This window comes from Streptosporangium vulgare (assembly GCF_042428775.1).
Classification (GTDB): domain Bacteria; phylum Actinomycetota; class Actinomycetes; order Streptosporangiales; family Streptosporangiaceae; genus Streptosporangium; species Streptosporangium vulgare.
In genome coordinates this window covers 555,979-579,812 of record NZ_JBHMBS010000004.1, presented here as the reverse complement: position 1 = coordinate 579,812, position 23,834 = coordinate 555,979, and the positions used below count along the sequence as shown (strand labels likewise).

General features: G+C 71.4%; 19 protein-coding genes. 9 read left to right on the top strand and 10 right to left on the bottom strand.

What is annotated here, in order from left to right; all coding sequences use genetic code 11:
* Positions 1-68 precede the first annotated feature (68 nt).
* The 4 genes from ACFFRH_RS11930 to ACFFRH_RS11915 all read right to left on the bottom strand — a co-directional run bounded on the left by ACFFRH_RS11930 (position 69) and on the right by ACFFRH_RS11915 (position 5,654).
* A complete protein-coding gene (locus ACFFRH_RS11930) occupies positions 69-1,343 on the bottom strand; it encodes a glycosyltransferase (protein ID WP_386156188.1) in 1,275 nt (424 codons plus the stop codon).
* Positions 1,340-3,556, bottom strand: coding sequence for a GH92 family glycosyl hydrolase (locus tag ACFFRH_RS11925; protein WP_386156231.1), 2,217 nt, complete (start codon positions 3,554-3,556; stop codon positions 1,340-1,342). Before ACFFRH_RS11925 ends, ACFFRH_RS11930 begins: the two co-directional genes overlap by 4 nt.
* A gap of 170 nt (positions 3,557-3,726) precedes the next feature.
* The gene (locus tag ACFFRH_RS11920; RefSeq protein ID WP_386156186.1) at positions 3,727-4,557 is read right to left on the bottom strand and encodes a hypothetical protein; all 831 of its coding nucleotides are present in this window, start codon (positions 4,555-4,557) and stop codon (positions 3,727-3,729) included.
* 242 nt (positions 4,558-4,799) lie between these two features.
* The gene (locus ACFFRH_RS11915; RefSeq protein WP_386156184.1) at positions 4,800-5,654 is read right to left on the bottom strand and encodes a helix-turn-helix domain-containing protein; all 855 of its coding nucleotides are present in this window, start codon (positions 5,652-5,654) and stop codon (positions 4,800-4,802) included.
* 152 nt (positions 5,655-5,806) lie between these two features.
* On the opposite strand from ACFFRH_RS11915, the gene ACFFRH_RS11910 reads away from it, so the two are divergent.
* Positions 5,807-6,412: an NADPH-dependent FMN reductase gene (locus ACFFRH_RS11910; protein ID WP_386156182.1), complete on the top strand. Its 606-nt coding sequence runs from the start codon at positions 5,807-5,809 to the stop codon at positions 6,410-6,412.
* 229 nt (positions 6,413-6,641) lie between these two features.
* A complete protein-coding gene (locus ACFFRH_RS11905; protein WP_386156180.1) occupies positions 6,642-7,166 on the top strand; it encodes a hypothetical protein in 525 nt (174 codons plus the stop codon).
* Here the strand turns inward: ACFFRH_RS11905 and ACFFRH_RS11900 are convergent.
* The 4 genes from ACFFRH_RS11900 to ACFFRH_RS11885 all read right to left on the bottom strand — a co-directional run bounded on the left by ACFFRH_RS11900 (position 7,163) and on the right by ACFFRH_RS11885 (position 11,591).
* Positions 7,163-7,651 carry an HIT family protein gene (locus ACFFRH_RS11900; protein WP_386156178.1) on the bottom strand — a complete coding sequence of 163 codons (489 nt, stop codon included), beginning with the start codon at positions 7,649-7,651 and terminating at the stop codon, positions 7,163-7,165. The two genes, ACFFRH_RS11905 and ACFFRH_RS11900, sit on opposite strands and share 4 nt — an antisense overlap.
* Before the next feature lie 161 nt (positions 7,652-7,812).
* Positions 7,813-8,505, bottom strand: coding sequence for an ErmE/ErmH/ErmO/ErmR family 23S rRNA (adenine(2058)-N(6))-methyltransferase (gene erm / locus ACFFRH_RS11895; RefSeq protein WP_386156229.1), 693 nt, complete (start codon positions 8,503-8,505; stop codon positions 7,813-7,815).
* Between the two features lie 549 nt (positions 8,506-9,054).
* Positions 9,055-9,729, bottom strand: a complete 675-nt coding sequence (locus ACFFRH_RS11890; RefSeq protein WP_386156176.1) for a GAP family protein — start codon at positions 9,727-9,729, stop codon at positions 9,055-9,057.
* Positions 9,730-10,265: 536 nt separating this feature from the next.
* Positions 10,266-11,591, bottom strand: a complete 1,326-nt coding sequence (locus tag ACFFRH_RS11885) for a GH1 family beta-glucosidase (RefSeq protein WP_386156174.1) — start codon at positions 11,589-11,591, stop codon at positions 10,266-10,268.
* A 70-nt stretch (positions 11,592-11,661) separates the two neighbouring features.
* Here ACFFRH_RS11885 and ACFFRH_RS11880 point away from each other — a divergent pair, with 70 nt between their 5' ends.
* Positions 11,662-12,318 (top strand): TetR/AcrR family transcriptional regulator, encoded by a 657-nt coding sequence (locus ACFFRH_RS11880; RefSeq protein WP_386156172.1) that lies wholly within the window; start codon positions 11,662-11,664, stop codon positions 12,316-12,318.
* Between the two features lie 189 nt (positions 12,319-12,507).
* Here ACFFRH_RS11880 and ACFFRH_RS11875 read toward each other — a convergent pair whose 3' ends face one another.
* On the bottom strand, positions 12,508-13,446 hold the full coding sequence (locus ACFFRH_RS11875; protein WP_386156170.1) for an aldo/keto reductase: 939 nt from the start codon (positions 13,444-13,446) through the stop codon (positions 12,508-12,510).
* A 101-nt stretch (positions 13,447-13,547) separates the two neighbouring features.
* Here ACFFRH_RS11875 and ACFFRH_RS11870 point away from each other — a divergent pair, with 101 nt between their 5' ends.
* Complete coding sequence (locus tag ACFFRH_RS11870; RefSeq protein WP_344747038.1) at positions 13,548-13,910, top strand: MerR family transcriptional regulator; 363 nt, start codon at positions 13,548-13,550, stop codon at positions 13,908-13,910.
* Positions 13,911-14,273: 363 nt separating this feature from the next.
* Positions 14,274-15,740: a peptidoglycan D,D-transpeptidase FtsI family protein gene (locus tag ACFFRH_RS11865; protein ID WP_386156168.1), complete on the top strand. Its 1,467-nt coding sequence runs from the start codon at positions 14,274-14,276 to the stop codon at positions 15,738-15,740.
* Positions 15,741-15,828: 88 nt separating this feature from the next.
* Here the strand turns inward: ACFFRH_RS11865 and ACFFRH_RS11860 are convergent, their stop codons facing one another.
* Complete coding sequence (locus tag ACFFRH_RS11860; protein WP_344747034.1) at positions 15,829-17,706, bottom strand: ABC transporter ATP-binding protein; 1,878 nt, start codon at positions 17,704-17,706, stop codon at positions 15,829-15,831.
* Between the two features lie 178 nt (positions 17,707-17,884).
* On the opposite strand from ACFFRH_RS11860, the gene ACFFRH_RS11855 reads away from it, so the two are divergent.
* The 4 genes from ACFFRH_RS11855 (at position 17,885) to ACFFRH_RS11840 (ending at position 23,804) form a co-directional block, all read left to right on the top strand.
* Complete coding sequence (locus tag ACFFRH_RS11855) at positions 17,885-20,389, top strand: tetratricopeptide repeat protein (protein ID WP_386156166.1); 2,505 nt, start codon at positions 17,885-17,887, stop codon at positions 20,387-20,389.
* 734 nt (positions 20,390-21,123) lie between these two features.
* Positions 21,124-21,900 (top strand): AMP-binding protein, encoded by a 777-nt coding sequence (locus ACFFRH_RS11850; protein ID WP_344747033.1) that lies wholly within the window; start codon positions 21,124-21,126, stop codon positions 21,898-21,900.
* A 227-nt stretch (positions 21,901-22,127) separates the two neighbouring features.
* The gene (locus tag ACFFRH_RS11845; RefSeq protein ID WP_344747032.1) at positions 22,128-22,910 is read left to right on the top strand and encodes an SDR family NAD(P)-dependent oxidoreductase; all 783 of its coding nucleotides are present in this window, start codon (positions 22,128-22,130) and stop codon (positions 22,908-22,910) included.
* 159 nt (positions 22,911-23,069) lie between these two features.
* Positions 23,070-23,804 (top strand): hypothetical protein, encoded by a 735-nt coding sequence (locus ACFFRH_RS11840; protein ID WP_344747031.1) that lies wholly within the window; start codon positions 23,070-23,072, stop codon positions 23,802-23,804.
* The last annotated feature ends 30 nt before the right edge of the window (positions 23,805-23,834 follow it).

Here is a 23,834-nt window from a genome sequence, read left to right as displayed (position 1 = left end):
CGAGGCGCGGTCGAGGTGCGGCCGAGGTGCGGCCGAGGATCACGGGCCGCCGGGGCCCCGGCGCGGAGTCAGAGGGCCCCGGCGGTGAGTGCCTCCTGCGGGAACAGGCCGTCGAACACCGCGGCCCGGTCGAACGCCATCGCGCGGGTGCGGGCGCGGAGTTCCAGGTCCTGCCGCTCGGCGGCGGGCATGTCCAGGACCACCCGGTCCACGGCGGCGGCCAGGCCGCCGATGTCCCGGGGCTCGACGATGACGGCGGTGTCGCCGACCGCCTCCAGGGTCCCGCCCGTCATGGTGGTGACGATCGGTCCGCCGCCGGCCAGCATCTTCTCGGCCAGGGCGATGCCGAACGTCTCGACGAAGTCGGGCTCGGGCCTGGTCGGCAGGACGTATGCCGCGCAACCGCGCATGAGCAGCGGTTTCTCGTGGTCGTCGACATCGGTGAGGACCATCACCCGGTCGTCCTCCTTGGCCAGCGCGCGCACCTCCTCCAGCGCGGTCCCGGTGCCGGCGACGACCAGTTTCACGCGTGACCGGCAGCGCATCCGGCCGTAGGCGGCCATCAGGTCGTCGATGCCCTTGGCCCGGGTCACCCGGGACAGGAACAGGATGTAGCCGTCGCGCTCCAGGCCGCGCTTCGCGAGCGCGGCGTCCACGTCCGCCGGATCCAGGTCGAGGAAGGCGCTGGAGTCGATCGGCGGGTAGCTGACGGTCACGCGGCGCCGGCACTGTTCGGCGAACCCGGTGCCGCAGTGGGCGTCCACCTGCTCGGCCGAGGCGATGATCTCCTCCCGGGTGTACTCGGAGACCGCGACGACCTCGTCGTTGGCCAGGAACGTGGTGAACAGCACGGTCGCCGCGCCGAACCGGCCCTCCCGCAGGCACGACCGGATCACGTTGGTCACGTCGGAGCCGACCGCCTTCGCGACGGTGCGCACGTCGGGCGCGAACCCGGCCGCGCGCGCGGCCCCGACCGCGTCCATGACCACCGAGGTGTGCGGGACGAGATACATGGACAGGCAGGTCGTGGGCACCGGTTCGGCGAGCAGCTCCACGAGGCGGCCGGTGAGCCCGGCCTGGTGGCGCCCGTCCGGCACCCGGTAGTCACCGACGGGCTCCGGACGCTCCACGGTGATCCCCGGACTGTACGGCAGCAGCCGGTCGAGCGGCTTGAGCGGCAGCCCGGCCGCCTGCAGCGTCGGAATCGGCCAGGTCAGCAGCCGTACGTCGTCGAACCCGCGGGTCAGCGCCACCTCGGCGAGGTTGCGGGCCTCGCCGGAGTGGCCGCAGATGACCGGATCGGCCCTGACCACGATGACGAGACGGCGGCGGGGGTTGGTCATCGTGTTTCCTTCGGTTTGGCGGGCGGATCGGAAAGGGACGGCGGGCGGGCCTCCCGCCCCCACCCCGACGGCTCCGGGCCCAGCCGCAGGTGCAGCACGCCGCCCCGGTGCACGGTGGCGGCGCTCAGGTGCGTTGCGTGCAGAGGCTCGCCGTTGAGGGTCGCCGACTGGACGTACTGCGCCGGCAGGTCGCGATCGAGGCCGTCGACACCGATCGGCGTCTCGCGGTGCCCGCTGGTCTCGACGACGAACTCACCGCCGCCGGTCCTGAGCACGGACCTGGCGAACGCGGGCGCGTTGACCAGGAACAGGTTCTGCCCGGCGATCGGGAACAGCCCCAGCGACGCCCAGACGTACCAGGAGCTCAGGCCGCCGGAGTCGTCGTTGCCGGGCAGGCCGCCGGGTCCGGTGCCGAACTGCCAGGTCAGCGCGGCGTGTACCACCTGGGCCGTACGGTCGGGACGTCCCGCGTAGTGGTACGCCCACGGCGCTTCCATGTCGGGCTCGTTGTTCAGCCCCTCGAACCGGTTCAGGGCGTATCCGGCGGCCATCTCCGCCGGCTGGGGGCGCAGGCCGGGTTGCGTCACCGGCGCGGCGCCGAAGCCGAAGAACCTGTCCAGCATGCCGGCGAACGCCCGGTCGCCCCCGGCCAGGGCGATCCGCGCGGCCATGTCGTGCAGCAGCCGGAACGAGTAGTTCCACTTGCCGCCCTCGTAGAACTCCGAGTCGCGCAGCAGCCCCGTGCCCGGGTCGAAGGCGTTGGCCCACTGGCGGCCGCGTTCCTCAAGATCGTCGGCGAGGCGCCGGTCGTTCAGCGCCCGCGCGACCTGCGCGGTGCAGTGGTAACCGTAGGCGAGGTCGAGGGTGTGGGTGATCGGGTGCACCACCCCGTGCTCGAAGAAGTCCTCGCCGTACAGGCGCCGCAGGTCGTCGACCATGTGCACGAGCGCCCAGTTCCAGTCGAGGCCCACCCTGCCGAGGGCGTGGGCGTCCGCCAGCGCGGTGTGCACGAGCGCGCTTCCCTGGCGGTGGAACCGGTCGGCGCCGCGGGCCATCCGGTAGCCGACGGGGAAGTTGCCCTCCTCCTCGCAGACCCGGATCAGCGACTCCAGCAGGTCCGCGGCCCGGTCGGGGACGATGGCCGAGAGCAGCGGCAGCTGCGTCTTGTAGATGTCCCACATGGTGCACACGTCGAACGCGAACGGCCCGGAGGTCGGCCAGAACGGGCTCTCGTCGTCGGCGAAGCACGGCTTGATCAGCGAATGGTAGAGCGCCGTCGAGAAGACGGTGCGGCGGGCCGGTGTGCCGCCCTCGACCTGGACGCGGTCGAGATGGTCGCCCCAGCGGACCCGGGTCCGGGAACGCACCGCGTCGAACGCCGTCCGCGCGTGCCCGCACTCGTTCTCCAGGTTCTGCCGTGCCTGCTCGCACCCGCGCAGCGAGAACCCGAGCCGCACCTCGATCGTCTGCCCCGGTTCGGTCGGCCCCATGAAGAGCATGCCGAAGGGCCGCAGCGTGGTGTGCCGGATGCTGTCGAAGTCCAGGCGGGTGCCGCCGTCGATGAGCCTGCGGTCGTACCAGAGCATCTGCCGCCAGCCCGGGCTGTCGACGTCCAGGTACACCGACAGCGGGACGCCCTCCATCACCACCGTGCCCTGGGCCCGGCCGTGGCCCATGCTCTCCACCTGCGCCCGCAACGGCACGGTGCGGCCGTGCTCGATGGCGAGGCCGCCGCAGGACAGGTCGATCACCACGCGGGCGCTGCTGTGCTCGGGGAAGGTGTACCGGTGGACGGCGACCTTGGTGCCCACGGTGAGCTCGCAGCGGACCCCGGTGTCCAGGGTGGCCGCGTAGTAGCCCGCCTCCGCCACCTCGTCGTGCAGCGGCCAGGACTCTCCCAGCGCGTCCAGCGGCTGCACCATCGGGGTGACCCGGACGTAGTTGTAGTACTTGCGGATCGCGCCGGTGCCGGACTGCTGGAAATGGCTGAACCCGGACGCCTGTAGCCGCCCGAACATCTCCTCGGGCACGCCCTCGGTGTTCTTGGTGTACCTTCCGTATCCGGTCGGGTACGCGCCGGAGTAAGCACAGGCCGAGACCATGCCCAGCGGCGATGTGGCGCCCGGGTGGGTGTTGCCCACCTGGGGTTTCGGGCGCCACCAAGTGGCGGCCAGACCGTGTGCCCGAGGCAGGTCGGTGGCCGCTACGCCGATGAAGGGGTCAACGTTGTCGAGGATGGCGGGACTCTACCCAGCTGTGATGCCGCCGTAGGTTTCGGTGAGGTGAAATCCTGTGTCCGGGGTCACAAAAGGTTCAGATCAGCCGGCGATCTCCGGCGTCTCCCGTTGGGAGAGCACCGCCTTCGAGGCGGTGGAGCGACATGTCAGCAACGTCCGCGTCTGACGCAGACTCTCGGAGAGTCGAAGAACTGCCAGATGCTGAACCTTCGCAGGTAGATGGGGGCGGAGTCCCGGCCGAGGACCTTGATCCGCCTGATGCGGGTCCTCTTGTTCATCGTGACCTTCACGCACGTCAGGCACGCCTTGTGGAATCCCGGCAGGGCGAAGTAGGAGATGGACACGGCGCGGTGCCCCAGCCCCCGGTTGGAGAGTCCCAGCCCCACCTCCCGGTAGATGCGCCTCGATCCCTTCAGGTTGAACGCGGTGGAGCCGATGATCGCGTGGTTCGACTTCGGGGGGCAGTGCACGAATATCCGGACACTGCTGGCCTGGCGGGGCCACATGGGAACGACGCGGAGCGAGGGGACCTTTTTCAGCCACGGGGGGATGGTGTTCCTGCCGCCGAAGGGAGGCAGCGAGACCGTGCTGTTGGTCCTGCTCTTAATGGTCGCGGTCGCTGTCGCGGTCGCGGTTGAGGTGGCGTTCACGGTCGCGGTGACGCTGGGGGTGGGAGTGGGCGTGGCGCTGGGGGCGGGGGTGGGAGTGGACGTGGCGACGGGGGTGGGGGTGGGGGTCGGCGCGGCTTTGGCGCCGACCGTGGCGACCGGGGTGGGTGCGGCTTTGAAACTGTTCGTGGCGGCGGGGGTGGGTGCGGCGTTGGCTGTGGCGACCGGGGTGGGGAGGGCTTTGATGTTGGCCGCTGCCGCTGCCGCTGCGGGCGCGGGCGCGGGAGTGGGCGGGCCGACCGGCTCGGCGGGGGCGCTCGGGGCCGCCATGAGAGCGGTGGCCACTCCGACTCGTATGGCGAGACGCATACGCTCCTCCTGTCTGACGCCCGGGTCGCTGGACGGTCGTCACGTGGTGTGACGTGGGTGTCGGTGGAGGGGATCCGCCCGCTGGTACGAACTGGACGAGAGCATCGCGCGTGCGTCCCGGCCAGGCTGATCGTCTCGATTATGCCTGTTGTGGTGCACAGCGGAGGGAGCCACGCTGTTACCGGCTCGATCGGGCCGTACGCGGGTATGGTCCGCTTCCCCGGCGGGCGACGCGCCCCGTGTCAGCCGGAGACCGCGCGCAGGGCGCCCGGGTGGCGGCCGGCGAGGCGGTCGAGCGCGGCGGAGGTGGCGCTGTCGGCGGGGAGATGGACGACGAGGCGCTGGTCGTCGTCGGCGGGCAGTTCGAGGGTTTCGTACGCCAGGCGCAGCTCACCCGCGTCGGGGTGGACCAGCCGCGTGACGCCGCTGGACTTGGGGAGGCCGGGCAGGGTCTCCACCCGTCCGGAGAAGGCCGCCCCGGCGGTGACGGCGAGTTCGTCGGCCAGCGTGGCGATGTGCCAGTCGGCCCGGAACGGCCCGTGCTTGAGGGCGGCGACCTGTTCGTCGGCGACACGGTCCCAGTCGGGGTAGGCGGTCCGCGCCCGGACGTCGGTGAACACGAAGCGGGCGAGGTTCGGAGGGCCGCCCTCCAGCAGGCCGATCGGCCCCGCCAGCCGTTCGTAGCCCGCGGTCCAGGCGAGGATCTCGCTCAGCCGGTTGAGGAGCAGGGCGGGGGTGGGCTCCAGCCGGTCGAGCAGTGCCCGCACGGTGGGACGGACCGCGCGGGCCGGCATCGTGGCGCCCATGCAGGTGAAGCCGCCGTCGGCCGCCTTGGAGAGCCGGTGCAGGTGGACGCGCTCGCTCGTGGTGAGCCGTAGCGCGGTGGCCAGCGCGGAGAGCACGGGCGCGGACGGGTGGCGGTCGCGCCCCTGTTCGAGCCGGGTCAGGTACTCGACGCTGACTCCGGCGAGCGTGGCCAGCTCGGCCCTGCGCAGGCCCGGCGTGCGGCGGCGGGGGCCGGTGGGCAGCCCCACCTCGGCGGGGGTGACGGCTTCACGGCGGATGCGCAGGAACATGCCCAGCTCGTTGTCGCTCACGTTTCGAACGTAACAGCCGTGGCCGCCGGGGTCGTGGCCCTGCCACTACCAGTCTCGGCCCGGTCTTCCTGGTCTCCGCCCCGCCCGGCAGGTTGATGGACGTGACCTCCACGGTCGCCTCCGACCTCGCATCTCAGACAGGGAGCACAGCGATGCCCAGTGAGACCCTCAACCTCGCAGTGATCATCGGTAGCGTCAGGGAGGGCAGGTTCGGCCCGGTGGTCGCGAACTGGTTCACCGAGCGGGCCGAGCGGCACGGCGGGTTCACGGTGGACCTCATCGATCTGGCGGACACGCCGCTGCCGCTCGAACTGCCGCGCCTGCCGCCCGCGCTCGAACCGAACATGGCCCGTCCCGCGGAGATGGCGGACCTGACCCGGCGGATCGCGGCGGCCGACGCGATCGTCGTGGTGACGCCGGACTACAACCGGAGCTTCCCGGCCTCGCTGAAGGCCGCCATCGACTGGCACTACACCGAGTGGGAGGCCAAGGCGATCGGCTTCGTCGGCTACAGCGGGGGGAGCGGCGGCCTCCTGGCGATCGAGCAACTGCGCCAGGTCTTCGGCGAGTTGCACGCTCACACGGTCCGCGACTACGTCACCTTCCCCCGGTACTACGAGCTGTTCGACCTCGACGGCGTCCTCAAGGACCCCGACGGCCCGAACCTCGCCGCGAAGGTGCTGCTCGACCGGCTCCTGTGGTGGGGCTCGGTCCTGCGCGACGCCCGGCGTGACCGCCCGTACGCCGCCGAGGAGTAGAGGAGTAGAGGAGGGGCAGCCGAGAGGCCCGGGGCAGGGCCCGCCGGAAAAGCCGTTTGCCGTGGCCGCGCGCCGGGTTAGGCTGCCGTCACGCTCTGGCTGATCTTCGCGAATCTCACGGATTTCACGAAGATGACGGATTTCAGGGATCTCGTGGACCTTCGATGGGTTCAGGGGGAGATGAGGTGCATTTGGAAGACCGAACGTCATATCCCGGAGGGGTGACCGCATGACACTGTTCGTCCATCTCACGGCGGAGAAGAACATCCGATCGGTGCGGCGGGCCGGAATCCGCGCGCGAAGCCGCGACCGCGACGGCCTGCCGGGACTGTTCTGCCTGCCGATCCTGCCCTCCTACCAGCTCACCCACCAGTGGGTCCGCGAGCTGAAGCGCGGCGGGCGCCGTACGGTGACGGCCGTCGACTTCCGGGTGCCCGACGACGAGCCGGTGTTCGTGGGCCATTACGGGCGGGAGCACGGGCGGCTCCCCAGCGCCGAGGCCGCCGCCCTGATCGCCGGGTGCGACGACGCCCGGGGATACGAGGTCTTCATCCCCCGGGCGATCGGCGCGAAGGAGATCCACCGCGTCCGCGCCGTGAACCAGGTGACCGGCTGGAGATACATGCCCAACGCCCACGGCATTCCCCCGTGCCCCGGCTGCCTCGCACCCGGCGAGTACGGGGCGGCCAGAATCCGCCGGGCGGCCATGGGGGCCAAGCGCTCCGTGAGCCCCGGGTGGACGGACGAGGACTAGCTCCCGCCCGGTGGCGCGGTCTCCACGGTGCCCTCCTGGAGGACCTTGCCGAGCCTGACGGCCGTCTCGTCCATCAGCCCGGCGGTGACGTGCTCGCCGCACGTGCCGTTCATGAGCCCGAACACCCGGGGACCCCGCAGCTCGCCGGGCAGGTCGCCCATGCGCGGCACGACGTGGAAGTGCACGTGCTCGAAGCCTTCGAGCTCGGCGAACTGCACCACGTACGTCTTCACGCAACCCGTCACCTCGTGGAGCGCCCGCGACAGCCGGACCTGCCAGAGGCCGAGGGAGGACGCCTCGGCGTCGGTCAGGGCCGCGACGGTCGTGACATGGCGGCGGGGGACGAGCACCAGCCATCCGGGCAGCGCGGTGTTGATCGCGTGTGCCACCCGCCAGTGGTCGTCGAACGCGACCCGCTCCCGCGGGGGCGACACGTCGAACCGCGCTTCCTGATCACACGGATAGCAACCCGTGGAAGTCATCATGATGCCGATGTTACGAGATCTCATGACTTCGCTTTCCAGTTCGAGTCAATGCGAACGCGGGACACGGGAGATGTCGTTTCCGGGGGGTGCCCGTTCGTCATGAAGATGGGGCCCCCGGGTCCGGCCGATGGGGCGGGCCGGACCCGGGGGCCCGGGGGTTCTCAGTGGAGCAGCTCGAAGAGTGTGAGCCACCGGTCGGGATGGACGAACGCCACCACGGCGTCACGCTCCACCCGCGCCTCCGCGAACGCGGCGTCGACCCGGCGAGGGGCGTACCGCATCCGCAGCGAGGCGCGCAGCGAACCGCCCAGCCCGGTGAAGCCGTACTCGACGAACTCCCGCCAGGCCGCGTCCCGGCCGCCGTCCAGCAGCGGGACGGGGCGCGACGTGATCCGCAGGAGCGCCGAGTCGACGGCGGGTACCGGCCGGAAGCTCTCACGCCCGACGCGCCCGGCCAGCTCCCAGGAGTGACCGGGCCACGTCAGCACGGTCAGCTTGCTCCAGCGGCCGAAGTCGCCGGAACGCTTGCGCGCGTACTCCAACTGGGTGAGCAGGGTCGCCGAGGTGAGCGCGGGCGCGCGCAGACACCAGTCGACGATCCTGGAGGTGATCGAGTACGGGATGTTCCCGGCGACCGCGAACGGCTCGCGCGGGACCCGCGTGGTCAGGAAGTCACCCCTGACCACCTCGATCCGGTCGTCGTCGCGGGTGCGGACGGCGAGCCTGCCCGCGTACCGCGGATCGATCTCGTACGCCACGACCCTGGCGCAGCTTTCCGCGAGGGCGAGGGTGAGAGCACCCTCTCCCGCGCCCGGCTCCAGGAGCAGCTCGTGCGATCCGGCCGCCCTCGCCATCTGCCGTACGGCGTGCGGATCGACGAGGAAGTTCTGCGAGAGGGTGCGTCTGGCCCGGTCGCGGTCACTGCGGCCACCGCCGTTCCTGACCTTTCTCTGGGTGTGTGAATGGTTTCCGTGCGCGAAGGAGTACGCCACAGCTTTCGCCCTTTCGGGTCCGAGATGAGAAGAGGTCTCGGAGGCCCTGGGCGCGCATCGGGGACGCGTGGACAACGGGAAAGAGGTGACGCGTCCCTAGCGGGCCAGAGCCCGGCCGCCGCGGGGACGGATCACGTAGCCGGACAGGTGACAGGCGAAGTACATGCACATGGCGCTAGACGGTACGGCCCGTCTCGTTGTCTTGCAACGGGTTTTCCGTCGGCTCCCGTGGGGGGTGGGTGGGGTGGTCAGTGGGACCGGTTCGAGGAGGGGACGGGTTCGGTCCTTGGTTCCCGGTCTGTCGTGCCGCTGGGTGGCAGGGCCGGAGGACGCCGGAATCGGCCCGGGAACAGGATGTCGAGATCAGTCGCGAACAGGACGCCGGGCTCGGCCGCGAACGGGATGTCGAGGTCAGCCGGAGAACAGGCGCCACGCGGCGTCGCGGGCGACGAGGAAACCGACGATGCCGAGGGTCCAGCCGATCGCGGAGGCGGAGTGCCTGCGCATCCAGGCGCGCAGCCGTTCCAGCTTCGGGTCCAGCCGGCCTCCGGCGACGGTCTTGACGCCGAGCAGCACGAGCGGCGGCAGGACCATCACGAGCACGTAGCCCGCGAGCAGCGGCACCCACTGGGCGGCGGGCAGGTCCGCGCCGGTCATGAAACCGATCGCGCCGAGATAGGGGATCATCGTCGCGACCTCCAGCAGGGCGGCGGTCAGCCCCAGGAGGACCATCGCCCCCGGCCCGCCGAGGCGGGGCTCCCAGCGCCCCGGCTTGTCCTTCCGCTTCTTGGAGTCGAAACGGAAGCTGAGCAGGAACAGTCCCACGCCGATCACCAGCTGGATCCAGTAGGCGGTGCGGCTGTACAGGGCCTCCTCGAAGGTGTCGAGGGCCGCGGCCAGCCCGAGCATCAGGGCGACGCCGACGGCGAAGTAGAAGGCGGCGACCGTGGCGAGATAGACCAGCAGACGGCCGGCCGGTGACCGGTCCGAGGCGAGCAGGAGGTAGGCGGGGATGCCGAGGGTCCCGAAGCTCGTGCTGTCGACGAGCGCGAGGGCTCCCAGGGTCAGTACCAGTTCGGTGGTCAACTTCAGTCTCCGTCGGTGACGCCAGGGGACGCGGCGACCCCGCGTGCCCTTGTGCTCCGCGTCCGCGTCCGGGTCCGCACCCGGGTCCGCGTCCGGATCTGGGTCCGGGCCGGGGTTCGCTTCCGCGTCCACGTTCGCGACCGCGTCGCGCGGATCCCGGGTCCGCGTTCGGGTCCGGGTTCGCGTGCGAGCCGGGGTCCGGGTCCGCGTTCGGGGCCGGTGCCGTGGCCGGGGAGGCGGGTAGGGGGATCGGGTTCCGCTTCTTCTCACCTACGATCATGTGACGCCGGACCCCGCGTGACCTCCTGCGTGACGCCGAAGCCGCCGTACATCTTTCGGACTACGGCCGGTCGTTCGTCTTTCCGTCCACGTCCACGTTCGCGACCACGTCCACGTTCGCGACCACGTCCACGTTCGCGACCACGTCCACGTTCGCGACCACGTCCACGTTCGCGACCGCGTCGCACGGATCCCGGGTCCGGTACCCGTCGGGCGCGAACCCGGGCGCGCGGGGGACTCCCCGCGCGCCCGGGGCGTCACGGCTGGGAGGGCGTGCCGGTCAGGCCCCGCGAGATGCGGTCGCGCAGCCAGTGGTAGGAGGACTTCGGGGTGCGCGTCCCGGTGGGGAAGTCGACGTGCACGAGCCCGAAGCGCTGGCTGAAGCCCTCGGCCCACTCGAAGTTGTCCAGCAGGGACCAGACGTAGTAGCCGCGCACGTCCACCCCCTCGGCCCGCGCCTTCTCGACGGCCCCGATGTGGCCGTCGAGGAAGGCGATCCTGCCCTGGTCGTCGACCGTGCCGCCGGGGCCGGGCTCGTCGGGCTGGGAGCAGCCGTTCTCGGTGACGTAGACCGGGGGGAGGGCGTCGCCGTACCTGGCCTTGAGGCCGGAGAGGAGTTCGCGCAGGCCGTCCGGGACGACGGGCCAGCCGAAGGCGGTGGTGGGGTAGCCGGTGACGCCCGCGTCCTCGAAGGGGAGGCCCTCGCCGGTGGGCGCGGCGATCCGGGTGGGGTTGTAGTAGTTGATACCGAGGCCGTCGAGGGGGGCGCCGATCAGCTCCAGGTCGCCGTCGCGGACGCAGTCGAGGCTCACCTCGTACGCGGACAGGTCGGGATAGGCGCCGAGGAGGACGGGATCGTTGAACAGGCGGTTGTGCAGGACGTCGTAGGCGTCGGCGGCGGCCAGGTCGGCGGGGTCGGAGGAGGCGGGCCAGACCGGGGTGCAGTTGTTGGTGATCAGGACCTTCTCCGCGCCGCGCGCCCTGAGCTCCCGTACGGCCAGGCCGTGCCCGAGCAACTGGTGGTGGGCGGCCGGGAGCGAGTCCAGGACCAGGGTCCTGCCCGGGGCGTGGGTGCCCAGGGCGTAGCCGAAGACCATGTGGATGAAGGGCTCGTTCAGGGTGATCCACAGCGGGATCCGGTCGGCGAGCCTGTCGGCCACGGCGGCGGCGTACTCGGCGAAACGGTACACGGTGTCGCGGTTCAGCCAGCCGCCCTCGTCCTCCAGGGTCTGGGGCAGGTCCCAGTGGAAGAGCGTGGCGGCGGGGACGATGTCCTTCTCGCGGAGCGCGTCGGTCAGCCGGTCGTAGAAGTCGAGGCCCGCCTGGTTGATCGCGCCCTTCCCGTCGGGCTGGACGCGCGGCCAGGCGATGGAGAAGCGGTAGGAGTTCACCCCGAGGCCGGACATCAGCGCGATGTCCTCCGGCCAGCGGTGGTAGTGGTCGCAGGCCACGTCTCCGGTGTCGCCGTCGCGGACGCGGCCGGGCTCGTGGGTGAAGGTGTCCCAGATCGAGGTGCCCCGCCCGTCTTCGGCGACGGCGCCCTCGATCTGGTAGGACGCGGTTGCCGTACCCCACAGGAACATCCCGACCTCCAAATAGCGTGAGTCTGGCTCATGTTAATCCCCCGGGTCCGTCGTGGGGGATGATGGGGAGATGACGAACGTCTCCGGGGGAACGCTTCGCCGCCAACCCGCTCAGCGCCGCAGCCTGGAACGGGTGGAGCGCATGCTGGACGAGTGTGCGCGGTTACTGGACGAGGTCGGCTACGAGGCACTGACCACCAAGGAGGTCGCGCGCCGCGCAGAGGTGCCGATCGGCACTTTCTACCAGTTTTTTCCCGACAAACAGGGTCTCGTACGCGCGCTGGCGCTGCGCAATCTGGAGGCGTTCCTCGGCCGGGTCACGGTGAGGCTCTCCGAGGTGCGGCTGTCCGAGTGGACGGAGATGGTCGACCTCGCGATCGACGAGTTCGTCGCGATGAAACGGTCCACGCCGGGGTTCGCGGTCGTCGACTTCGGGGGAGTGCTCGCCTCGCCCGGCGGTCCCATCCTCATGGGGACCCGTCGCATGCTCGACGCCGCCCTGGAGAACAACGCCATCGTGGCCGACCGGCTCCGCACGATCGTCGTCGAGCTGCTCGGCGCCCCGCTCGGCCCCGAGCTGGACCGGGTCCTCTTCGTCGCCGTCGAGGCCGCCGACGCGGTGCTCAAGCTCGCCTTCCGCTCCCTGCCCGACGGGGACCCCGAGCTGATCGCCGAGTGCAAGCACCTGGTCCGCCGCTACCTGTCGGCGCACCTGCCGCAGGAGTGACGGCGCCGGCCGTCGTCGGCGGGCGCCGTCAGTGCGGGCTGTCAGCGGGTGGTGTCCGGGTGGGCGTGGTACGGGGGCGTCGGCGGGAGGTGAGGTCGAAGCGGGTGCGGGTCGTCAGCGGGTGGTGGTGTTCAAGCGTGTGCGGGTGCGGGTGTCAGCGGGGAGTGGTGTCCAGGCGGGTGCGGGTCGTCAGCGGGCGGCGTCCAGGCGGGCGCGGTGCTCGTCGTCGAGTTTGAGGTCCAGGGCGCCCAGGGCCTCCTCCAGCTGGGCGAGGGAGCTCACGCCGACGATCGGGACCGTCGTCACGTCGCCGCCGATGAGCCAGGCCAGCACCACCTGGTTGACGGTCGCGCCCAGCTCACCCGCGATCTCCCGCAGCACGGCGAGCCCGCGCTCGGTGCCCGGGTGATCGTAGATGTCCTGGATAGGCCGGTCCTCGCGGGTGTAGGCACCGAACATGAGCGTGTTGTACGCCCACAGGGTGAGGTCGGACTCCGAGCGCAGATAGTCGAGCATGTCGTCCTGGACCAGGACATGGCCCCCTTCCCGCAGCCGTACCCCCGGCCGGGGACGCAGGTAGGTGTGGCGGAGCTGGACGTTGGTGTAGAGCGGCCAGCCGTTCGCCCGCGAGGTGGCGCGGGCGCGCTCCAGGCGCCAGGCCGGTACGTTGCTCGCGCCGATCTCACGAACCTTGCCCGCCGAGGCCAGCTCGGCGAAGGCGCCCAGGGTCTCCTCCAGCGGAACGGAGCGGTCCTCGATGTGCGCCCAGTACACGTCGATGTGGTCGGTGCCCAGTCTCCGCAGGCTGCCCTCGGCCGCGGCGGCGATCGCCGTGGCGGACAGGCCCTCGGCGGAGTCCAGGGTCCGGTCACCGGGGACGGTCGGCCGCCCGCCGCACTTGGTGCTCAGCACCATCCGGTCACGGTTGCCCCGGGCGGCCAGCCAGCGCCCGATGGCCAGCTCGCTCTCGTCACCGGTGGCGCCCTCGTTCCAGAACGGGTAGTTGTTCGCGGTGTCCAGCAGGGCGCCTCCGGCGTCGGCGAACCGGTCGAGGATCGCGAAGACGGCCTTGTCGTCGAGGGCGGTGCCGAAGGGGATGGTGCCCAGGGCGAGGGGAATGCGTGTCATGAAGGCCACCCTGAATGCTGGAGTGGACTCCAGGGCAAGTGAATTTCCGAGAAATGGTAGGACTTGACCTTGAGTGGGTTCCAGGTGAAATGCTGCCCGGTGTGAGTGTGTACACACCGGGACAGGTGGTGGAGGAGACCGGCTTCAGCCTCGACACGCTTCGTTACTACGAGCGGATCGGGTTGCTTGAGTCGATCAGCCGTAACGCGGCCGGGCAGCGCAGGTTCACGCAGGAGGACGTCGGCTGGCTCGGCATGCTCCGTTGCCTGCGTGACACCGGCATGCCGATCGCGGAGATGCTCCGCTTCGCGGAGATGACCAGGTCGGGTGACCACACGGTCCGCGACCGCATCGCGCTGCTCGAAGCCCACGACCGGCGGGTGCAGGAACAGATCGAGAACCTGCGCGAGAGGCAGGTGGCGATCCGGAACAAGATCGCGTACTACCACTCGGTGGTCGACTAGGAACCGAGCGCCCCACCTCGGGGGTGCCGGGACCCGCGCGGCCCGCGTCGGCGGGTGCCGGGAAACCGCACGCCCCACCTCGGCGAGGAGCCGGACGTCGTGCGGCCCGCGTCGTCGGGTGCCGGGAAATCGCGCGGCCCGTGCCGGCGGGAGGCCGGACGGGCGCGCGGTTCGTGCCCGCGACGAGCCCTTGGGCCTCCGCGACGAGCCTTGGAGCCTCTGCGCCGAGCCCTGGGGTCCCTGCGGCGAGCGCTGGGGCTTATGGCCGTTCGGAAGCCGTACGACGGCTTTGCCCCTGGTCGAGGTGCCCTTTTCGGTCCGGCTGTTAAACCGGTATCGAGGTCGGGTGTCCGGGGAGGGGCCATGGTCGCACCGCGCGCGCGCCGGATCAACATTCCGCTGCGCCACGTCGCACTGATGTGCGGGGGGATGCTGTTCGCCCTCCTCGCCAACGTGACCTACCTCCAGGCGCTGGACTCCGAGCGGCTCAACGAGGACCCGCGCAACAAGCGGACGATGATCGCGCGCTTCGAGAGTCCCCGGGGCAGGATCCTGCTCCACGACGGCACGGTCATCGCGACCAGCCGCAAGGCCAGAAGCGCCACGTACCGATACCGCAGGGTCTATCCCGGCGGCCCACTCTACGCGGCGATCACCGGGTATTTCTCGCTCCACGGCACCGGCGGCGTCGAGCAGGCCGAGGAGGCCCTGCTGTCCGGCAACGACCCCCGGGTGAAGGTGCGCGGGCTGGTCGACGGCACCCGGGGCGGCGCCACGCTCAGGCTCACCGTCGACCGCGGTGCCCAGCGGGCCGCCTACGACGGGCTGCGCGCCACGGGGAAGCCCGGCGCCGTCGTCGCGATCGATCCTCGCACCGGCGCGATCCTGGCCATGGTCTCCCTGCCCTCGTACGACCCGAACCTCTACACGAGCTTCGACGCGGCCAAGCTCGACCGGGTGGACAAGCGGCTGCACGGCGACCCCGAGGACCCGCTGCTGAACCGGGCGATCCAGCGGAACTACCCGCCGGGACCCACCTTCAAAATCGTCACCGGTGCGGCGGCGCTCGGTTCGGGGCGCTACGACCTCGGCACCCGCGTCAGCGCCCCGAAGTCCTTCCGTCTCCCCGGCACCGGCACCTACCTGCGCAACCTCGGCGGCGCCGCCTGCGGTCGCGGCACCCTGCCCCTGCTCCAGGCGTTCAGGCTCTCGTGTGACACCCCCTTCGCGAAGCTGGGCGTCGACCTCGGCCAGGACGCGCTGCGCGAGCAGGCCGAGGCATTCGGGTTCGACACCGACGACCTGCAGGTGCCCATGCCGGTGGCCAGGAGCGTCTATCCCCCGACCCTGGACGACGCGCAGACCGCGATGTCGGCGCTGGGCCGGTCCGACGTCCGGGCCACCCCGCTCATGATCGCGATGATCGCGGCGGCGGTGGCCAACGACGGCTCGCTGATGCGCCCCCACCTGGTGGACGAGGTTAGCCTCGCCGACGGCACGGTGATCGACGTGACCGAACCCTCGCCGTACCGCCGCGCGCTCGGCGCCGAGGAGGCCGAACGGCTCACGGAGATGATGGTCGCCGTCACCGGGAGGGGAGGGGCCGGTGTCGCCGCGGCCGTCCGGGAGGTGAGGGTCGCGGGGAAGACCGGCACGGCGGAGAACGCCGTCCGAGGTGAGGAGCACGCTGTTTTCACCGGCTTCGCCCCGGCCGTCTCTCCCCGGATCGCCGTCGGGGTCCTGGTCGAGGGCGGCGGGCCGGGCGGGCGGGTGGCGGCCCCCATCGCCAGGGCCGTCATCGAGGCGTTCCTGGGTGGTCAGACCGGGTAAAGCCCTCGCGCTGGGGAGGTCCCCGGAGGCCGTCGAGGTCGTCGCCGAAACAGCCGTCGAAACAGCCGTCGAGACCGTCCCGGCATGGTCAGGCCGAGTAGGCCCTGGCCTGGAGGCCGTAGAGGTCGGCGTAGAGGCCGTCGAGAGCCATGAGCTCGTCGTGGGTGCCGTGCTCGACGACCTCGCCGTGGTCGAGGACGTAGATCCGGTCGGCGTAGCGGACGCTCGCCAGCCGGTGGGTGATCAGCAGTACGGTGCGCCCGTCGGCGTGCCGCCGGATGCGTTCGAACAGGGCGTGCTCGGCGCGGGCGTCCAGGGCCGCGGTGGGCTCGTCGCAGATGAGCAGCGGGGCGTCCCGGTGGAAACCGCGGGCCACCGCGATCCGCTGCCACTGGCCGCCGGACAGCTCGTGGCCGTCCTTGAAACGCCGGTCGAGCAGGGTGCTGTAGCCGTGCGGCAGCTCGGCCACCACCTGGTCGGCGCCCGCGACCTCGGCCGCGGCGACGAGCGCGGGCTCCCCCTTGTCGGTGCCCATGCTGATGTTGTAGCGGGCGGTCAGCGGCCAGCGCGTGTGGTCCTGGGCGATGACCGCGATGCGGTCGCGCAGCTCGTCGGGATCGACGTCCGCCAGGTTCGTGTCGTCCCAGCTGACCCGGCCGTCGTCCGGTTCGTACAGCCCGGACAGGATCTTGGCCAGCGTGGTCTTGCCCGAGCCGTTCTCCCCGACGAGGGCGATCACCTCGCCCCTGCCGATGGTCACCGTGAGCCCCTGGAGCGCCGGGGCGGTGGAACCCGGATAGGTGAAGACGACGTTCTCGGCGGTGATCCGCTCGAAGCTCTCCGGTGCCTTCGCCGGGCGTCCGGCGGGCAGCCTGCCCTCGGCCTCGGAGCAGAAGTCGAGGAAGTCGGTGAAGTAGAGGCCCTCCTCGTAGAGGCGGTTCGTGGCGTACATCAGGTTGGCCAGATAGGTCTGGCCCGAACGGATCGCCAGCACGGCGGTGCCCGCGACCGCCAGGGGGACCGCGCCCACCGCCAGCAGCACGCCTAGGGCGACGTAGACCATGGCGGTGCCGATGCCGCCCAGCGCCTCGCCGACGACCCGCGCGAGGACCTGCCGCCGGGCCAGGCCGAGCATGACGGCCTGCTCGGCGGTCGCCACCGCGTCGTACATCCGCATCAGGAAGCCGCGCATGGTGAACGAGCGCACCTCCGCGGCCGGGTCGCGGTCCGCGAGCAGCTCCGCGATGATCCACTTGCGGCGCCTCGCCGGGATCAGGGCGTACATCGTCGTGTAGCGCATGCGCGCCGAGCGGACCGCCGCCCACGCGTCGGGCAGCACCGCCAGCACCAGCAGCGGCAGCAGGACCGGGTGGAGCACCCCCAGCACGCCCGCCGCGGCGACGATGCCGATGATCGCGGTCAGCGTGTTGATGGCCGTGCCCACCACCTCGTCCGCGACGGCGACCCCGCGCGACCTGGCCCGCTGGAGCGCGTCGTGGAAGTCGGGGTCGTCGAAGGCCGCGAGGCCGACCCGGCTGGTCAGCCCGTACAGGCGCTCCTCGGCGATCCGGCCTACCTGGGGCTCCAGCCGCGACTGCGCCCAGCCCGCCCCCGCCTGCGTGAGGGTGCGCAGGGCCGCGGCCACCCCCACCAGGATCAGACCGGGCAGGGCGGCCCGTACCCGGTCGGGCGTCGGCCCCGCCTCGAACAGCGCCGACAGCACCCCCGTCGTGGCGAGCAGCCCGAACGCGGTGAACGCCCCGCTCAGGAGGCTCAGGGTGATCGCGACCGCGGTGTCGCGGGGACTGGCCGCCCACGCCAGCCTGACGGCCTGCGACACCAGCGCCGGAAGCCTGCGGGCGATGGTCAGGAAGCCGACCTTCGCCATCTTGTCGGTGTGGGCGTACCAGCCGGAGACGCTGATCTCACCGATCTCGGGAGCCGGGTCGGCGGGGGAGTCTGTCATGGGAGCAGTGTGAGTCGCCGCACCGGCGATGGCCATCGGATGAGCGCCGGATGGCCGTGTGCGGTCACGGCGGGGCAGGATAATCCATAGGCCGGAAAAGGCCTAAGACTGGGCATGGTTCGGTAATTGATGTCACACTTTCTGTGACGGTTCTATCCGCGACCTCTCCTAAGAGCCGATGACCCAGGACACCGCACACGCCTCCCTCACCGGAGGCAACCTCCCCCTCGAACCCAACGGCTTCGTGGGGCGTGAAGCCGACGTGGAAGAGCTCACCGACCTGCTGGGCGTCGCCCGGGTGGTGACGCTCTGCGGGGCGGGCGGCATCGGCAAGAGCAGGCTCGCGGTCCGGGTCGCGAGCCAGGTGGCGGGAGAGTTCCCCGGCGGCGTCTGGCTGGTCGAGCTGGCCGACGCGGTGCGCGGCGACCAGATCGAGCCCCGGGTGGCCGCCGTGCTCGGGGTCAAGGCCGAGCCGTCCCGCGCGCTGGCCGACACCCTGATCGACGCGCTCGGCGACCGGCGGCTGCTGCTCGTGATGGACAACTGCGAGTCGCTCATCGAGGAGTCGGCGCGGTTCTGCCGCGCCGTGCTCAACGTCTGCCCCGACGTACGCGTGCTCACGACCAGCCGCGAGCCGCTCCGGGTGGCGGGGGAGACCGTGTGGCGGGTGCCGCCGCTCACCCTGCCCAGGAGTGACGGCCACGACCTCGGCACGAGCGAGGCGGTGCGGCTCTTCCTCGGCACCAGCGAGGCGGTGCGGCTCTTCGCCGACCGCGCCACCGCCGCCTCGCGGGCCTTCTCCGTCACCGAGCAGAACGCGGCCGACATCGCCGGGCTCTGCGAGGCCCTCGACGGGATGCCGCTCGCCATCGAGCTCGCCGCGGCCCTGTGCAGGGTGCTGACCGTGGAGCAGATCAACGCCAGGATCAGGGACAGGTTCCGGCTGCTGTCGGCGGGCGACAGGACGGCCCCGGCCAGGCAGCAGACGCTCAGGGCGACCGTCGACTGGAGCTACCAGCAGCTCAACGAGCCCGAGCGGATCCTGCTGCGCCGTCTCGCGGTCTTCACCGGCGGGTGGACGCTCGACATGGCCGAGCAGGTCTGCGCGGGCAACGCGCTGTGGGCGGAGGACGTCCTGGGGGTGCTCTGCGACCTGGTCGACAAGTCGCTGGTCCTGGCCGACGCCGAGGTGGCGGGCGAGACGCGCTACCGCATGCTGGAGACGATCCGCGAGTACGCCATCGAGCAGCTCGACGCCTCGGGCGAGGAGGCCGAGTTCCGGCGGCTGCACCGCGACCACATGATCGAGGTCGCCGCCCGGATCCACCAGACGATCGTCCGGTGCCCCCGCCCGGCCTGGTCCGAGATCTGCCCGATGCTGGTCATGCTGGACGAGCTCCAGGCCAACGTGTGGGCGGCGGTGCGCTGGTCGGTCGAGTCCGCGGGCGACCCCGAGAGCGCGCTGCGCCTCCTGGTCCTGCTGCGCTGGCCGATCATCGCCGGGGGAAGGTTCACCCCGGCCGACAAGTGGCTCGACCGCCTGCTCGACGCCGCCCCCGAGGAGCTGACGCCGTGCGTGCGCGGCGACGCGCTCGCGCTGCGCGGGCAGGTCGCCTTCGGGCAGGGCGACCCCGACACCGCGCAGATCGCCTGCGCCGCCGCGGTCGACCTGTGCCGCGAGGCGGGCCTGTACGGACCGCTCAGCGGCGCGCTCGCCATCCTCGCCTGGGTCGCCATCTACCAGCGACGTCCCGAGCGGGCCAGGTCCCTGCTGGACGAGGCGCTGGAGGCCGTGCGCATGGTCGACGACCCCTGGCACGAGACGGTCATCCGGTCCATGGAGGGCACGTTCGCGCTGTCCGAGGGCAGGGCGAAGGAGTCGCAGCGGTCCTTCGAGGCCGCGCTCGCCATCGCCCACGATCTCGACAACCACTGGGCCGCGCCGGTCGCCCTCATCGGCCTCGCCCAGGTCGCCTGGCTCCGCGGCGACCTGGCGGAGGCCCGCGCCCACTACGAGCGCGCCCTCGACATGCTCCAGGACATCACCGCCCACTGGCAGGCCATCACCTGCCTGTCGGGGCTGGGCCGGATCGCGCTGGCCCAGGGAGACCTCCCCACCGCCCGGGGCAGGCTGATCGAGAGCCTGCGGCTCTGCATCGGGACCGGCCAGCGGCTCGGTGTGGCCCGGCGCATCGAGACGCTCGCGCAGCTCGCGCTCGCCGAGGAGGACGACCGCCGGGCGGTGCGCCTGGCCGGGGCCTCCGCCGCGATCAGGAGCGCGATGGGCGGCGCCGTGCTGCCCCCCGGCTTCGGGGCGCGGATGGAGGAGCTGCTCCAGCCCGCCCGGGTGCGCCTCGGCGACGCGCTGGTCGCGCAGCTGTGGGCGCACGGCCAGGAGATGTCCCAGGAGCAGGCGGTCCGCTACGCGCTGCAGTTCGACGAGCCGTACGAGACGCCCCTGCTGCTCGGCAAGCAGGCCGTCGCCCCCATGACCACGCTCACCTGCCGGGAATGGGAGATCGCCGAGCTGATCGCGAGGGGGATGAGCAACAAGGCCATCGCCGACGAGCTGGTGATCAGTCCCGCCACCGCGGCCCGGCACGTCGCCAACATCCTGGCCAAGCTCGGCTTCTCCTCCCGCACGCAGGTCGCCACCTGGGTCATCGAGCAGAACCGCTCCTAGCGGGCACGGCCGCCTGTTCGCCTGTTCGCCTGTTCGGCGGCTCGTCCGGCTTCACGGGCACGGCCGGCTTCACGGGCTCGTTCGGCTTCACCGGCTCACCCGGCGCCCGTGAGTTCCACCGAGTTCTACACACACCGGGCTACACATTCGCGGGTGTGAAGATACATCCCGGGATACGCAGTCCGGAGCATGTGTCGTGCCCGCCGCGCACCGTACGTTTTCCTGGTGTTCGACCGATGACGTCCAGCCTTCCGCACCGTGCCGGTCACAGTTCCGGTCCGGGACGGCAGGTCCACACCATCCCGGGCGTCTCGGTCGAGCACGCTGCGGACGTCGCGTGTCCTTGTTGATGGTCGAGGTCTCCTCGGAGGGGTGGGGGCCTGGGCCATGGGTCATGCGACAGCGGGCTCGAGTCGCGCAGGGCTCGGGCCCGCCCAGCCGTTTCCAGGTTCTTCTTCCGATTTCTCCTTCCAGCCGCGGCGTCGGGGGGCCGCGGACCGGGCACCGTCCAGGGGACGCCGGTGTTCGCGGGCCGGGCACTGTCCCAGGGGCGTCAGGGACTTCCAGGGGCGTCAGGGCCCGCGGATCGGGGACCGTCCGAGGAGCGCCGGGACGTGCGAGCCGGGCACCGGGCTCGTGGGCCGGGCACTTTCGAGCCGCAGGGGGCGAATACACAGTCATCTACATACATCTGCGGATGCCCGCGTGGATCGAGCGGCCCTACCGTCGGCGGAATGAGACCCACCTCCCCGTCCACCAGCTGCACCCTCACCGAAGCGGTGTTCGGCTACGCGCACGGTCGAGGTGACCGGCCCGCACTGATCGACCTCGGCGCCGGAGTGGTGTACGGCTACCGCCGGCTGGCCGCGGAGGTGACGCGGGGGGCTTCGGGTCTGGTGAGGCGGGGAGCCCGGCGGCGCCAGGTGGCCGGGATCCACGTCGACAGCGCGGTGGCCCAGACGCTGGCGGTGCACACGGTCATCGCGGCGGGCGGGGTGGCGGCGCCGATCACCTCCGGATGCGAGGAGATGGCCGACCTGCTGGCCGAGTGGGACGCACGGCTGCTCATCACCACCCCGCGCCTGGCGGACGCGTCCCTGCGGGCCGTCGAGGACTCGCGGGTCCGGCAGGTGATCGCGTTCGGCCAGGCCCGTGACACCGTCGACTTCGCCGACCTGCTGCTCCTTGAGCCCGTCCCGCTGCCCTTCCTCGACCCGGCGGTGCAGCCCGCCCTCCTGGTCGACGACGGGGGCGTGCTCACCCACCACGACCTGATCGTACGGATGAACGTGCTCGACGAGGGCGCCGAGCTGGGGAAGTCGGACGTCCTCCTGGTCACCTGGCCCCTGCGGTGCAGCCTGGCCATGACGACCCTGATCGGGCTGGCACTGATGCGCGGCTCCCTCGTCGTCGTGGCCCCCGGCCTCTTGCCCGACGAGCTGTCGGCGACCATCCACGACTTCGGTGTCACCGTCGTGGCGCTGTCCGACGGGGCGGTCCAGCGCGTCTGAGACGCTCGCCCGGCTTCCCGGCGGTTCGGGCCGTCTCGTGAATCCCTGACGGACGGCGGTTCCCGCACGTCCCCGGATCTTCGCGGGACGGCGGTCCCCGCGTGTCGCGGGGCCTCGGTAGATCGCTGACAGGGGGTGCCACCTGGGCCGATGCGTGTCCGACGGCGTGTGCTCCCGCCTCGTGGGTAGTTAACGACCAGCATGTTCTGCAAAAGGGGATCGTTCTCATGGCGCGCATTCTGATCACCGGCTCCACCGACGGCCTCGGGCTGATGGCCGCCCGGCTGCTGGTTCACGACGGCCACGGCGTCACGCTGCACGCGCGCAACGAGACCCGCGCCGACGACGCGCGCGAGGCGCTGCCGGAGGCGGAGGCCGTCCTCGTCGGAGACCTGACCACCATCGAGGGGATGCGGTCCGTGGCGGATCAGGCCAACGAACGGGACCGCTACGACGCGATCATCCACAACGCCGCCGTCGGATACCGGGAACCGAGCAGGATCGAGACCGCCGACGGCCTGTCCCACGTGTTCGCGGTCAACGTGCTCGCCCCGTACCTGCTCACGGCACTCATCACCCCGCCCGACCGGCTGGTCTACCTCAGCTCCGGCATGCACCGCGGCGGGGATCCCAAGCTGGACGACCTCCAGTGGAGAACCCGGAACTGGGACGGCTCACGGGCGTACGCCGACAGCAAGCTGCTGGACGTCGTGCTGGCGTTCGCGGTCGCCCGCCGATGGCCGGACGTGCTGTCCAACGCGCTCGAACCCGGCTGGGTCCCGACGAAGATGGGAGGGCCGGGCGCGCCCGACGACCTCTCCCTGGGCGCCGTGACGCAGGTGTGGCTGGCCACGAGCCAGGACCCTGCGGCCACCGTGACCGGCGGCTACTTCCACCACCAGGAACCCTGTTTCGCCCACCCCGCCGCGCGGTCGCCCGAGGTGCAGGACGGCCTCCTCGACGCGTGCGCCGAACTGACCGGCGTCCCGCTCCCGTCGCACGCGACGTGAGCGCGTCGTCACGTGAGGAACCGCCGGCGCTTCGATGCTCCGGCCTTCCCGCGTCCATCCCCGCGACGGTCGTCCATGCTCTTCTCGGCCGGTTCTCGCACGGTTCCACGACCTGGCGGCCTTCGCGAGACTGAACCGGACGAGGCCCGCGGACGTCTCATGATCATGCGATTGATCGTCCTCACGCCTCTCATCGCGTTGACCGCCTGCGGCACACCCGCGACCGTGGATCGGAGCACGGGCGCACCGGCGGCCTCCACCCCTGCTTCGGCGCCGGCCTCGATGGGGCCGCGGGCGGAGGCGGAGTCCGGACCCAGGTGTGCCCCAGCCCCCGCCACGAGGCTGGACGTCAAACTGCTCCGGCAGGTCGCCTTCGACTACGATCCCCTCAACTCCCCGGAGGAACTCGCGGCGAAGATGCCGCTGGTCGTCGCGGGAACCGTCAAGGACTTCGTACCGGGACCGGTCGTCGAGGAGGGGATTCCCGGCGACCGTACGCACTATGTGCTGATGCCGGTGCGGGTGACCGAGCGGTTCAAGGGGCGCTCGGCCGGTCTGGTCCACGTGAAGTTCTTCCAGGGCGGGACATGGAAGAAGCAGACCCCGGTTCACTCGGTGGCCGACTTCCGGAGGGGGATACCCGAGGGCACCAGGATCCTGCTGTTCGTCTCCCAGGACACCCGGGAGGAGTGGCCTGTGATCAAGGACCGGACGGTTCTCCCGGCCGGGACGCCGATCTACACGACCCATCCGCAGGGAGCGCTCCTCGGCAGGGGACCGCGGGTGATCGGCGGGATGGAGAAGATCAACCCGGCCTCTCGCTGGGGCGATCCCTGCGGTCTGGACGGTATCGCCACGCGGCTACGCGCCGCCGGGTATCGCGGTACCCCCTGAATCGGTCCTGGCGCTCCGGCCTCGGGTCGC

Coding starts and splice junctions, on each gene's coding strand:
- ACFFRH_RS11860 (WP_344747034.1), bottom strand. CDS start 17,706: ATGACAGACTCCCCCGCCGACCCGGCTCCCGAGATCGGTGAGATCAGC.
- ACFFRH_RS11875 (WP_386156170.1), bottom strand. CDS start 13,446: ATGACACGCATTCCCCTCGCCCTGGGCACCATCCCCTTCGGCACCGCC.
- erm (WP_386156229.1), bottom strand. CDS start 8,505: ATGGCGAGGGCGGCCGGATCGCACGAGCTGCTCCTGGAGCCGGGCGCG.
- ACFFRH_RS11845 (WP_344747032.1), top strand. CDS start 22,128: ATGGCGCGCATTCTGATCACCGGCTCCACCGACGGCCTCGGGCTGATG.
- ACFFRH_RS11920 (WP_386156186.1), bottom strand. CDS start 4,557: ATGCGTCTCGCCATACGAGTCGGAGTGGCCACCGCTCTCATGGCGGCC.
- ACFFRH_RS11855 (WP_386156166.1), top strand. CDS start 17,885: ATGACCCAGGACACCGCACACGCCTCCCTCACCGGAGGCAACCTCCCC.
- ACFFRH_RS11850 (WP_344747033.1), top strand. CDS start 21,124: ATGAGACCCACCTCCCCGTCCACCAGCTGCACCCTCACCGAAGCGGTG.
- ACFFRH_RS11840 (WP_344747031.1), top strand. CDS start 23,070: ATGATCATGCGATTGATCGTCCTCACGCCTCTCATCGCGTTGACCGCC.
- ACFFRH_RS11905 (WP_386156180.1), top strand. CDS start 6,642: ATGACACTGTTCGTCCATCTCACGGCGGAGAAGAACATCCGATCGGTG.
- ACFFRH_RS11865 (WP_386156168.1), top strand. CDS start 14,274: ATGGTCGCACCGCGCGCGCGCCGGATCAACATTCCGCTGCGCCACGTC.
- ACFFRH_RS11930 (WP_386156188.1), bottom strand. CDS start 1,343: ATGACCAACCCCCGCCGCCGTCTCGTCATCGTGGTCAGGGCCGATCCG.
- ACFFRH_RS11880 (WP_386156172.1), top strand. CDS start 11,662: ATGACGAACGTCTCCGGGGGAACGCTTCGCCGCCAACCCGCTCAGCGC.
- ACFFRH_RS11885 (WP_386156174.1), bottom strand. CDS start 11,591: ATGTTCCTGTGGGGTACGGCAACCGCGTCCTACCAGATCGAGGGCGCC.
- ACFFRH_RS11900 (WP_386156178.1), bottom strand. CDS start 7,651: ATGATGACTTCCACGGGTTGCTATCCGTGTGATCAGGAAGCGCGGTTC.
- ACFFRH_RS11910 (WP_386156182.1), top strand. CDS start 5,807: ATGCCCAGTGAGACCCTCAACCTCGCAGTGATCATCGGTAGCGTCAGG.